Source organism: Paenibacillus sp. FSL R5-0636 (assembly GCF_037974255.1).
In the GTDB taxonomy this organism is placed as follows: Bacteria; Bacillota; Bacilli; order Paenibacillales; family Paenibacillaceae; genus Paenibacillus_AQ; species Paenibacillus_AQ odorifer.
Genome location: NZ_CP150232.1, coordinates 4,417,007 through 4,429,444, shown reverse-complemented (window position 1 = coordinate 4,429,444; position 12,438 = coordinate 4,417,007). Strand labels below are relative to the sequence as shown.

The following is a 12,438-nucleotide window of genomic DNA, read 5'->3' as shown; positions in this document are numbered from 1 at the left end:
CTCCTTACGTATGGGAGAGGGAGGTAGGCATGAAACTAGTTTTTACTTTGGATACACATGGAACGTGTGTGGGTCAATTTGTCAGAGTCAGTTGCTAAATATAATAAGCATGCAGATAAGAAAACCCAAAATCAACTACTGGACCTAGTGAAAAAATGGATGCTCGAAAATAATTGGCTAAATGGAAAGTTAAATCAAGCACGGAAACTACTTTCGCAAGACATGGGTCTTTATGAAGTCAGCCAGAAATTGCAGATGCCATTAGAAGAGATTGAGTATATCCTTCTCCGTATGAATGACTATGAGCCAACTGATATTCATCCTGATAACCTTGTAGTAGAAAAAGCGCCGCCATATCATTTGTAGAAGGCTGGAGCTAATAGAAGACATCCTGCCTGAGCGGATCCACTAACGGAAAGGAGGAAGCCGATGCAAGAAATAGAGACGCTGGCGATAGAGATCGCCGATGCTGCTAGAACGTCTTTTCGCACTCTTTTTGAAAATGGCGAACGTTACTATTACTGTACTCTATACACTACTGGCGAGGGACATGCGCCAAGTATCTCCGCCTGGTCGTGGGAAGCTTTGGAGATGGAAGCAGCCAGGCAAGGAGTCGAAAGTGACACACCGGCATCGACGATTGCGGAACTTATCAAATGGTCTTATGCGGATTCGCCCTATTGTTGTTTCGGCGATGAGAACTTCGATAACGTTAAACAACGATTTACCGAGCGTCCTTTCATTGCGGATCTTGAGAATGACGAAGGGAATCGTGAGTTTGATTTGAGGCTGAAGGCCATGGAGCTGGCGATGAAAATGCTCGATGATGAAGGTGTGTTTGCCTTGAATCAACTGCGAGAGTCAGTATGCGTCCTTGTCGAAGTCATGCCGCCGGATGAGATCAATACTGAGATCGCCCTCCGTTTGAATCGGGCAGAATCTTCGGCTATGCAAGTATGGTTGGCGGAAGCGGCGGAGTAGAAGCCTCCGCTTTCGGGAACCGTCTACTATATTCGGATTTAATAAAATGGTCGAGATTAAGCAGGGCGTAAGCCTTGGGGCATGTGAGGAAATAATGGGAATTTCAAAATGAAGGGAAAATAATGTATGAGCAATCTTTTCCGATTCATTCCTATTAGCCAGCTAGCAGATAAATTTCCCGAAGGATCTTGGTGGGCGAAGTTTTACCAAGATTTTAGTGACGAGCAACTTGCCGCTTACTATGAAGGGGATTTGACGCTGCCTTCTCTTAATCTAGATTGGGAGCAACCTTTCCCGCAACAAAAAGAGGTAATCATCATTTTTATAGAAGGAAATTTTACTGTAGACAATCTTTATAATAAAGAAACTGATGGCGCCATAGGGCTTTTGGTGACCGGTAATTTGAGTGCAAAAAATATAGCTGTAGGAGGTCAGGAAATTTATGTTTCGGGCAACCTGATGATTGAGGAAATATTATGCGGCTCCTACAATCATGGGGAAACGATTGTTAAAGGTGATCTCAGCGCTGCGGTTTTAGTTCAGGATGACGAGTACAGTTTCAAAGTGGACGGCCATAAATCGATCGCCTGCTTAGTAAATGTGTGGGAGGGGGACGGCGTATTTCAGGAGCTTCCGGTGGACATTCATGAGGTGTTGATTGATGAAGTTTTTTTGGATATGGATGAGGATGAGGAGGACTTTTCCTTTGCCACACTGGTGAACGTAATTAAAGAAGGCCGTTCTGCTCTAAAAAAAATAAATGAATCCCCCACTAGCAAGAACGCAGTTCATTTATATTTCACCCATAACACGATCAATGAAGAAAATATATTGAAGTTGACGCAGTGTATTTTAATGCCAAGTGACAAGCCTTCTTTTAATTTTCGCGAGCAAGACGTTTTTTTCAAAGTTCAACTGGAGCATATTGATGCTGACGGGGATGAGCGGGATCTTAGCGTTTATATGAATGATAACCGGCATCACTATTATATTTGGCTGGAGCAAGATCATTCTGTCGGTTTGTTGAAGAGAACCATAGAAGAAGGGTCTGAGTGGGAGGACATTACAGAAGAGTCTCAGGAACAACTAGCAGAGATTAGCGATTGCTGGACGATGTTGCTGACCTGCGTTAATATGGCTGAGCTTTATTTACCAAACATTGAGGTACAGTATGTGCAAGACATTTTGCAACACACTTTAATTCAGGAATTATATTCGGAAGTGGAGGAGAATGGCGGGTTCTGGGACGGCTCCAAATGTTACAGCTTCCGTCAAACGCATACGGACGAGGACGGAGACCTCCTACATGGTCGGATTGAAATCAGGACTCCAGATGAAGCGTATTATTTTTATACACTGGACAATGGAACTTATGTTTCCCGGCATTATCAGCCGCCCGATCAATATGGTAAGCAGGACATGCCCTATTTGGATCTTAGGCGCTGGGAAGCATCAGAGCGGTATTTTACAAGATTCAAACAATTTATTACTGAGAAGATAGAGTCAGGTGTGAATAGTTAGATCTTGATATGCTTTAGAGGAAAGGATGATAGAAATGCCAAATGATAGCCAAGCTGGTCCTTCAGCTGGTTCTGTTAGAGAAGTTGGTAGTTATCCTATCAACCTGACAGGTCCACGTAGTCATACTCTTGTCCTTAGGCCCGGTGTGGGCAGTCTATCCATGGGTCCGTCGCAATTGGGGAAAAAGGTTGACCTTCATGTCGCGTCTGATGCGCCTATCGATTGGACCGTATTCGATGTCTTTGCCACACCGGCCGGCTCTCCCTGGCCGCGATTTCTGCATTATACAGGCAGTGATTTAGGCTTCTTTGACTGGGCACAGAAGCGTCCCATTGAAGAGATGACATGGACTCCGATCCTGTCTGCAGACACGGTGGTGGACGCCAGTCAGTCCAATTTGCATGGCTTGCATGTCGAGTCGGAACCATCCGGGAGGTCCCTTAGCCTAATACTTCCGAAGCAGCCTTTCCGCCTAAGTGTGACTGGCGATCTATCACGCTTCTCGGCCACAGGTGATATGCCATCTTCTCTTACACTAGCACCGCGCACCGGCCGACGTAAGAATGATTCCCCTTTTTTGCTGCCCGATATGGGGGAGCTGCACCAGGTAACGAGCTTGACGCTACATAACGCACCGCTGGGACAGCCCATCTCGCTAGAGTGTCTAAACCGGTACCCAAACCTTAAATCACTGAGTTTGTGGGGAAACTTCTGCGATTTGAATCTATTGGCTCATCATACCGAGTTAACGAATCTGGAGCTGCGCTTCATGCCTGATCTGGAGGATTTGCCGACCTTGAACGCGTGGCCGTTGCTTGACAGATTTATCGCCTACAATGTGGAAGAGAGCGCTGGCAAGCATCTAAAAAAGCAAATGAAAACTCGCGCTGAAACCCGTCCTTGGACCGACCATGCTTCAGTGAGCCAATTACGAAAGCCAGAGTGGTGGACGACCGAGTTTGGCCGCCCATTCTCCTCCTGGACTAAACGTCTAGCCAAGCTGGCTAATGAAGCTTACAACGTTGCACAGGTAACCTTGTCCGAGGCCCATAGCTTTGCTGAAGCAGAGGCCGCCATTACCGCTTTCACCGTGCGCTTCAACAATCTTAAGGGCATCGAAACCACCGAACGAGAAGATCTTGGTGAAGCGGTATGGCAACTTAGCCAGTCTGACCACTTGATTGGCCAGCCTATCACAGAGGAGATGGCTCAACACTGGTTCGATGCAGCGCGCGATTACTAAATGAATTGAATGTCACACCCCTAGAATAGAAATCGGATTGACCCAGGGGTTTATCCAATGTCTATTCTAAGGGGTGCACTTTACTATACTGGCGGGGTTTTGTTATACGATCATCCCCATTTCTCGGAGTCTATCTTTAATTTTCTTTAAACGAGCTTCTTTTTCGCTGTCTTCAGTTAATACCTCTACAGATGTTTCGTTATACTTCTTAATGATCCTCTTTAAAGTTAATTCTTTCATTTCCTTTTTACTGTGGATGGTAACAGGAGGGACAGTTGTATAGTTTTCTATGGTCTTGGGATCTGCAGAAATTCGTTCTAGTAAACTAAGTAGAAGCACCAGTCTTTGCTGGCCCAACCTCGGAACTTGGTATAGTTTTTTCCATGTGGAATTTAATAGATGATCAAGGTCTGTATATCCCTTTGAGTATAAAGCGTTTATGAGGCCTGTTAAATTTGGACCCCGTTCTTCTGCATGAGCCACAGCAACAATACAAGCAATATTCTTAGAATAAAGATGCGCCGGAAGTGGAAAAAAATGTATTAATGCCGCATTTCCGTCGATGATGTCAATCATGATGATATACCTCCATTAAAATATGTGTTCACTATACATGTTTAGTATTCTGGCAAGATTATGAGTCAGTAGGGTGAATTTCTCTGACTTGGTACAATAGATTAATACACTCTGCATTATTAAACCCCAAGCTACTGATCATTTTCTGAACACCAGCAAAACCCATTACATAAGCTCTTAGAATATGTAGCAGATATGATTCGTTGCGCTTCATAATCATTGCTAAGTAATGATATGATATAGGCATCAATTTTGTGGGGTGCACTGATATGGATTTCCGAATCAAAGAACTAGTTAATGCTACACAGCAAACCTATGGATTGGACAACTACTACTTACATACAAATGAAATTTATCGCGAAGTTACGATGCTGGGAGAAACCGACTATTTGCTTAGTATGGAATGGTTTCCTTCTCACATTAAGGAATGGAAGGAGGATTATAATCCGGAAGGAACTGCAGTCATTACGCTTGACTTACTATCCCGCAACTATAAAAGTGTTATTTTTGTTGGAGGGAAATCTTATGCAAATCGAACACCATTCCAAAACATTGAAATAAACGGCGTTATTCAGTGGATGGAAGCTGAAGTAGGGCTTGAATATGGTAAACAATTCTACCTATTGAAGGAAGAAAGAGGAGAATATCATTTTGCCGAATGTATAGACGGTATCCCCATCTCCCCCGGCGGGCGAATGGAGTTACGCTTCGATGCGGAAGGTAGGATTATTTTTTATAGTGTATATGGCCAGTTTCCTTCTAGCTCCCTTGTGCACAAAGAGCATTATTCTCTCACGCTTCAAGCGGTAGAGCCACTGGCGAAAAAACAACTACAGCTTATCGAATATCCAGTGTACGAGATGAAGCATCTCCTGCCGATCTATGGGATAGAAGAAATCTACATTACAAATGATGGAACAACCACAATTCCATTTGAGATGATATCAGGTACGAGAGCACGACTGAATATTGATCAAGTAATACATTGGGAGCAAGTGGACACGGAACAGTTCGCAAGGACGGAGATCCGTCTGCAAGAAGTAGTTACAATCGAACAGGCAGTAGCACGTGAGCCGCATCCAGATTCATTTTCAATCACAGACGTAGAACAAGCCCAATGTATAGCCGCAGTCGAAGCTGGTTTAAGCCAGCTCTATCCGGATGAATCCGGACAATGGATACTGAAGACTTTACATCGGGAAAGAGGACATATTCAAGCGACATTGAGGAGGAATGCGCCAAGTAATCGTATTTTTCAGCATAAGATCCTCCTGTTTATCGATACGAAAAATTATAAGGTTATAAATTATATGGATAACAAGTTAATGCTCGATACGTTTGATGAGTTCCAGAGCGAAGGGGAAATTGCTGTGAGCCATGACGAAGCTTATGACAAGCTCAGGGGATGGTTCGAATTAACACCCGTCTATGTGTATAATCCTGGGCAGAAGAAGTATGTGCTGTGCGGGAAGCTGGATTGTGATTTTGCAGTGAAGGCTACTAGCGGAGATGTGGTGGAGTTGGGTAGTTTGGATTGATAGTGAAACCAGATTGATTTAGTCAAAAAGATAACATCCGAAACTCATGTCCAAGAGACATGGGTTTTTCTTTATGTAGTTGGATGCCAAAAATTTAGACTTAATGAAAATAATTGTATGGAAATTTGATATACACGCAGAGAAATTCCGGTGTATAGCGTCAAATATAAGTAGACGTTAGAAAAAAAGAAAGTTCCGTTAGGTACAATGGATGAAATGAGAGAAAATAACCGTTTTAAGGATGGTGAATGAGTTGGGTTTCAAAATACGTAAAAACACGGTGCAGTCCGTCTGGATGATGTGGGAAAAAGCTTTTGCGTTGCTTTCACATTTTCGCGGATCGCATAAGTCACGCTTTGGAATATGTACCGTGATGCTAAAAAAGCACCGGGGACAGCCTATTGTATGCCAAGACGCCACGGTCATCAATCAGGGAGAGTGGGTGGGAGAACTCCACCTCGACAATGAAAGAATCCTGAAGTTGATCCGGTCCGAAGGATCGGATCGTGCCGCACTGCAAACGGCTCGCATGCTGCGCAAATCAATGCACCAAATCAATGAAGCCTTCGAATCGCAGTCCGAGTTCAGGCAGGTCAAGGCTTTGTTGGGGATTACACTGCTCCATCGGGGATTAACACACGGTCTTGGTTTTGAACAACAAAATATAAAGTCCGGCGTTTTCGAACGCATCACCACCATCTATCTTCGATTGCTGCTGTCTGCCATGCATCCGGAAGGGAGACAAAGAATCAATCGGCGAACAGAGCAACTGGTCCCGATGTTACTGATACATTCACGCGCCTCACTGAAAAATCGATTCTCACCCGGACAGAACTACTCTGGATAGGTCTAAAGCTTGTTATATGGAGGTGTAATCATGCTTACATATCTGATAGGAGGAATACTATGTGCCGCCACTCTTTACATGTTTATTCCGAGTTTGATTACGCGAGTGAGCGGCTTTGGTGTCTTTCGCAAAGGAACGGTGAAAAAACAGGTGGCATTCACTTTTGATGATGGGCCACATCCGAAATATACGCCGGAATTGCTGGATTTATTGAAGTTACATCAAGTGAAGGCTACTTTTTTCGTGCTTGGATCGCGAGCGGAGCAGTATCCAGATCTGATCAGAAGAATGGATCGGGAAGGCCATCAGATTGGCATCCATAATTATTGCCATACATCTAACTGGCTGATGCTGCCCAGTACTGTTAGGCGAGAACATCTGGACCGCTCCGCTGATATTATAGAGTCTATTGTCGGAATCAGACCCAATCATTACCGTCCACCCTGGGGATTAATCAATCTATTTGATTTCTTTCGGCACAAGCAGTATCGAATTATTTTATGGTCCCTGAAGGCGGGCGACTGGAACATCCGGGCCTGTCAAACCCGGATGCAGGCCATTCTATTAGGTGGAATCACCGATGGCTCCGTTGTTTTACTTCACGACAGCGGTGAGACTGCGGGCGCGGACCGGCATGCTCCTTATTTTATGTTGCAAGCTCTAGAAGAAGTGCTAAACCAACTGCAGGCAAGAAACCTGCAATTTGTTCGGCTTGACGAAATGTCTTGACGTTGCTATTTAGACTTAAATTGTTTGCGGAAGCAGAGCGGCGAGATGCCCATTATTAATTTGAAGGTTCGTCCAAAATGGGAGGTGTTATCAAACCCAACCATTCCCGCAATTTCAGTAACATTAAACGAAGAGCCAACCAGCAAATCACGCGCTTTTTTGATGCGGATATTATTGATATATTCAATGAAGCTGAACCCGGTGGATTCTTTAAAAGTTCGGCAAAGGTAGGAGGAGCTTATGTCGAATTGCCGTGAAATCTCACAGAGCTTAAGCGGTTCCATATAATGTTGATTTACATAATTAACGATGTCCAGGACTTTCTTATGTGTACGATTGGATTCCACAAATGAAGCTACGCGGCTGTCAAATAGTTTACGATTAAGATAGAGGAGCAGCTCCACCAATAATATTTGTTGGTACTGTTCATATCCGCGGGCTTGCTTCTTCCCCTCCTGGATCATTTTCTGAAAAAGCTGTTCGATGAAATATTGATCCATCCCGGTCATCTTCAAAGCGCGGTAATCACTTTTGAACAATTCGAGCAGTTCCTCACATTGACTGCCGGTGCAGAAATGCTGCAGGAATTCTTTTTTAAACAGGAGTGTTACCCGCTCATACATATTGCAGCCTGAATTGACCAGTTTGTGCATTTCGTGAATATCCATAAATAGCAGCGTTCCGCCCGCAACCTGATAGGTTCTGTCCCCTATAAAATAATAAAAATCCCCGGATATTAAATACAGAATCTCATATGCATCATGATAGTGTCTTGCAGGCATGCTGGTGTATACCTGTTTCTTGCGGCTGATGTCAAAAAGAGTAGACTCATAAAATACCGGCTTCATTCAGCACCTCCTAAGAGGATTGTAGACTTAATCTATGGTTTGTAGCAACATATGTATAAAAATTAATAAATACAAGAAAATACGTGCTGTTTGGACAAACTTTTTGAGATAAGCTTGAACTGAATTACCAAGTGTTGGTAAAAGGAGGGCTGTCATGCACAGATGGGTTGGGGATAAGGTTCACTGCCGCTAAAAGTTAAAGCGCTTAAACTATTCAATTAAAGGAGAGATTGCGGTGCTAAATTCAACGAAGAGTAAGGTTTCCAAGAAGATGAAATTTTCATTGTTGATCGTGCTCAGTTTTTCAATGATTTTTTCTTATGGCTGTCTGTCCAAAACATCTCAACAGAAAAGTTATGCGGCAGGGAACCCTGATTCTAATTTTTCACCGGCAACACTTCAATTCTTGCGTGACAACACAGGACTGGATGGTGAGCAGTGGAACAATATTATGATGCTTGTCAACAAACCGGAGCAGGACGATCTGAACTGGATCGATTTTTACGGATATTGTGAAGATATTGATGATGACCGCGGGTATACGATTGGAATATTTGGTGCAACTACAGGCGGCTCAAATGATACCGGTCCTGACGGTCCGGATCTGTTCAAGGCATATGACGCTGCTAAAGGCGCGAGTAATCCTTCGGTTAAAGGTGCATTGGCCCGGATCGGTGTTAAGGGTTCGATGAAAGGGAAGATCCTCGAGATCAATGAAAGCGAAGAGAGCTTCTGTAGAAAAATCGGCAATTTGCAAGATGATCCCGAGTGGAGAGAGGCTATGTGGAAAACGTTCTACAATATCTATATTAAATACAGTGTGGAGCAGGCCCGCAAACGCGGCTTTAACTCGGCATTAACTATTGGTTCCTTCGTGGATGCAGCGCTGAACCATGGAGCTACCGGCGGCTCCGAGACCCTTCAAGGGCTTTTGGGTAAATCCGGAAGTAGCACGGATGAGAAGACTTTCATGACCAAATTTTATAAAGAACGGACCAAGATTGTGGATACTAATGAGTACAACTCTCCGCCTAACGGCAAGAACCGTGTGAAGCAGTGGAGTAATTTGCTGAACATGGGAGAGACAGACCTGAAAGGTGCAGATTCGGCAATTCTTCAAGTCACCGACTGGGAACTCCAATAACAGGAATGTAAGGGCAGTAGAACCACCGTTCTTCTCGGTGACTGCGGTTCGATGATAAGTGAGATTAAGGAAGAGGGAGATGGGCTGAATGGATAACAACCAATCTTATCTCAAAAATAGATTTTACAAGGTAATCAGTCTAATGGTTATAGGTTTGCTGCTTGCCATGGAGTTGACCGGGTTTGTCTCAGCAGGAAGAGAGGGAAATGAGGAAGATCTTGCAAGCGAAGCAACTGCAGTTCAGGAAACGATTGCCCAGTGGATTTTTAAAGACAAAGGCGAGAACGGTGTATTTCCGGCTACAGGCGGGGTATATCAGACGGCTTCATCCATTCGTGATGTAGGAACTAATACGAATGCGTACACCTATGAGTCAGGTGAGAACAGCGTACGCAACCAGGGGTGGCATGAAGGAACGGGCCTGAAATACTGGCTTGCCACGCTTTCTACCAAAGGTTTCGAAGGTATCTTCCTCTCTTCACAGCAAACTTCTTCAAGTACAGGACCCAGGGATTTTAAGGTGCAATACAGTATAGATCAACAGGAATGGACAGATGTTACGGGCGGCAACCTTGTTTTAGCCCAGAACAATTTTAATTGTTCCAATAATTCCTGCAAATTAACTAACCTCGCTTTGCCTGCGGGAACAAACAATCAAGATGTACTCTATATCCGCTGGGTGGTAAACTCTGCGAAAAGTGTAAGCGGGGGAACGGTGTCCAGCTCAGGCTCAAGCAGAATCAAAGATGTGATAATTAAAGGAACACGCAGCAGCGGCGAACCTGGGGACACTCCCACACTTGAGGTAAGCAAAACTCCCGCTTCAGGGGCTGCAGATGTTTCCCTTAACGCAGAGATCACAGTGAAGTTTAACAAAGCGATCAGTCTCGACAGTGGTTATCAAGTTGTAATCACGGAAAACAATCTCCCTCTTAATAACATTTCTGCTTCGCTCCTCGGTCAAGACACAGTCAGAGTCAGCCACCCTAATTTTACTGCCGGCAAAACTTACAACGTGACCGTCCCTAAAGAGCTTGTTAAGGGGACTGCGGATGGCCGGACACCTGAGAACGATATTACCTGGAGCTTTAAGACAAAGTCTCCGGATACCGGCATCAAAACACCAACGCTGCTGAACATGACTTTTAACGGGGACCCAAAGACAAGTATCGCCTTTGACTGGTATACAGCCGAAACCGTCAGAGGTACAGTAGTGCAAGTAGTGGAGGCCTCCAATGCGGGAGGAAGCGAGTTTCCGGAACAACTGGCAGCTTCTTATGAGGGCAGCTCAACAGTTATTGAAACCTTAATGACATCAGGAGACAGAAGTTCTAAAAAGTATAAAAAGTTCGCCAGCCACAAGGTTATTGCAAGCGGTCTTAAGCCTGGAACCCAATATATCTACCGGGCCGGTAACGGTGATGCGGACGGCTGGAGCGAGGCGGGTTCTTTTACCACGGACAAGGCGAATAATCAGGATTTCCATTTCCTCTATGTAACCGACACCCAAGGCTCAAGTAAATCGAATTTTGATCTGTGGCAGGATACTTTTAAGAGAGCTATTGAGAAAACGGTAGATCCCAAGTTTGTTCTTCTTACAGGGGATCTAACGGATGATGGTGATCTGGAGCAGCTGTGGCAGTGGTTCTTGGGTGTGCCGAAAAAGGAATTTGCCAATGTGCCATTTGCACCGATTATCGGCAACCATGAGATAGAAGATTATCCGAATAACAACTTCTATAACCATTTTAATCTTCCGAAAGATGTCGGGACGGGTGCTCATGACGGTTCGGTATATGCTTTCGAATACGGCGATGCCCTGTTTATGCAGATCAATTCCCAGTACGAAGGGGAGGTCAAGCCATACAAAGCGGATATTCAGTTCACCAAACAATTGGAATGGATGCGGAATCAGGTGGCAAAGACCGATAAAAAGTGGAAATTCGTCTCGATGCATAAGGGAGCGTATTCTTCAGGGGATAATGCTTCGGCAGAAAGCGACCGGGTAGAATTTTACCGGAAATATCTGATTCCTGTATTGGATGAGCTGGGTGTGGACATGGTTTTTGAAGGTCATGACCATATGTATATGAGGTCTTTTCAAATGCTGAACAACGTTCCGATTAAGAATGTCATTACCGATGAGCAAGGAAATGTGCTGAATCCCAAAGGGACCGTATATCTAATGGGCAACTCGGCAGCTTCGAAATTCTATGCTATTAATCCAGATGCAGACACTTTTTTTGCAGCAAAAAACGATCAGCCCAACAAGAAAATGTTCGTGGATGTTTCCATTACAAGCGACGTGCTGAAATTCACATCCTACACAGCAGTTAAAGATAAACCCCTTGCCGTCTATGATGCTTACAGTATTAAACGGACTGATGTCAAACCCGGCATTGTCCAAAATCCAAGCGCAGTAAGACAGTCAGGGAACCGTGCAGTTCTTTCTTGGAAAGCGCCAGCAAATAGTTCTGAGCCGGTGCGAGGTTACCGGATTTACGAGAAAAATGATAAAGTCAGCACAAACTGGAGCGTGTATGTACCGACGGTAAGCGGTCAGACGAGTTACAGCTATACATTAAACGGCATAGATTCTGCTAAAGCCTACAATTTCGTTATTAAAGCAGTGGGGACAAGAAATAACTCGCTTCCAGCAGAGGCAGGAATACAATGAAAGGATAGAGGAGGCGTTGACGGGGCTTAGGCATCCGTTAACGCCTTTTTTTAGTTGTTGAAGCTGTCCATTCCTCCTACGGAACTCCTCAGAAAGATAGCCTCACTTTTTACCAGATCATGATTCATTGCGCATTGGCGTGACTTTTGTTCCTTTTAACGGCATAACCTCTGCATTGGTACCTTCAAAATATAACGGCAGTCCTTCTGCCAGAATAGGCAAGAGGGTTTGGGTTGGGTCCTACGAAACCTAGAATGGGGATGAAAAATTTAAGTGCCATCCATGCATAGACACCAGGTAAGCCGTGAATCAAAAATACGCAGATCCATGACAG

The 12,438-nt window shown here is 44.4% G+C and carries 11 protein-coding genes; 9 read left to right on the top strand and 2 right to left on the bottom strand.

Annotation, left to right across the window (positions count from 1 at the left end):
* Positions 1 to 57 precede the first annotated feature (57 nt).
* From MKX34_RS20145 to MKX34_RS20130, 4 genes are all read left to right on the top strand, one after another.
* On the top strand, positions 58 to 366 hold the full coding sequence (locus tag MKX34_RS20145; RefSeq protein WP_256717308.1) for a hypothetical protein: 309 nt from the start codon (positions 58 to 60) through the stop codon (positions 364 to 366).
* A gap of 63 nt (positions 367 to 429) precedes the next feature.
* A complete protein-coding gene (locus tag MKX34_RS20140) occupies positions 430 to 981 on the top strand; it encodes a DUF4303 domain-containing protein (RefSeq protein WP_038572095.1) in 552 nt (183 codons plus the stop codon).
* A 126-nt stretch (positions 982 to 1,107) separates the two neighbouring features.
* A complete protein-coding gene (locus MKX34_RS20135; protein WP_076297649.1) occupies positions 1,108 to 2,502 on the top strand; it encodes a hypothetical protein in 1,395 nt (464 codons plus the stop codon).
* A 34-nt stretch (positions 2,503 to 2,536) separates the two neighbouring features.
* The gene (locus tag MKX34_RS20130) at positions 2,537 to 3,745 is read left to right on the top strand and encodes a hypothetical protein (RefSeq protein ID WP_076223204.1); all 1,209 of its coding nucleotides are present in this window, start codon (positions 2,537 to 2,539) and stop codon (positions 3,743 to 3,745) included.
* Between the two features lie 102 nt (positions 3,746 to 3,847).
* On the opposite strand, the gene MKX34_RS20125 is transcribed toward MKX34_RS20130, so the two are convergent.
* Entirely contained in the window at positions 3,848 to 4,321 is a 474-nt protein-coding gene (locus MKX34_RS20125; RefSeq protein WP_076223148.1) for a hypothetical protein, read from the bottom strand.
* Between the two features lie 269 nt (positions 4,322 to 4,590).
* Between MKX34_RS20125 and MKX34_RS20120 the strand changes: the two genes are divergently transcribed.
* The 3 genes from MKX34_RS20120 (at position 4,591) to MKX34_RS20110 (ending at position 7,435) form a co-directional block, all read left to right on the top strand.
* On the top strand, positions 4,591 to 5,859 hold the full coding sequence (locus tag MKX34_RS20120) for a hypothetical protein (protein ID WP_076297648.1): 1,269 nt from the start codon (positions 4,591 to 4,593) through the stop codon (positions 5,857 to 5,859).
* A 295-nt stretch (positions 5,860 to 6,154) separates the two neighbouring features.
* A complete protein-coding gene (locus MKX34_RS20115; protein WP_051491598.1) occupies positions 6,155 to 6,706 on the top strand; it encodes a hypothetical protein in 552 nt (183 codons plus the stop codon).
* A gap of 30 nt (positions 6,707 to 6,736) precedes the next feature.
* Entirely contained in the window at positions 6,737 to 7,435 is a 699-nt protein-coding gene (locus tag MKX34_RS20110; protein WP_179089344.1) for a polysaccharide deacetylase family protein, read from the top strand.
* A gap of 5 nt (positions 7,436 to 7,440) precedes the next feature.
* Here the strand turns inward: MKX34_RS20110 and MKX34_RS20105 are convergent, their stop codons facing one another.
* Positions 7,441 to 8,283 (bottom strand): AraC family transcriptional regulator, encoded by an 843-nt coding sequence (locus MKX34_RS20105; protein WP_076297647.1) that lies wholly within the window; start codon positions 8,281 to 8,283, stop codon positions 7,441 to 7,443.
* Positions 8,284 to 8,554: 271 nt separating this feature from the next.
* Between MKX34_RS20105 and MKX34_RS20100 the strand changes: the two genes are divergently transcribed.
* Together MKX34_RS20100 and MKX34_RS20095 are read left to right on the top strand one after the other, a co-directional pair.
* Positions 8,555 to 9,427, top strand: a complete 873-nt coding sequence (locus tag MKX34_RS20100) for a chitosanase (RefSeq protein ID WP_036689122.1) — start codon at positions 8,555 to 8,557, stop codon at positions 9,425 to 9,427.
* A gap of 88 nt (positions 9,428 to 9,515) precedes the next feature.
* Positions 9,516 to 12,104: a metallophosphoesterase gene (locus tag MKX34_RS20095; RefSeq protein WP_076297646.1), complete on the top strand. Its 2,589-nt coding sequence runs from the start codon at positions 9,516 to 9,518 to the stop codon at positions 12,102 to 12,104.
* Positions 12,105 to 12,438 lie beyond the last annotated feature (334 nt).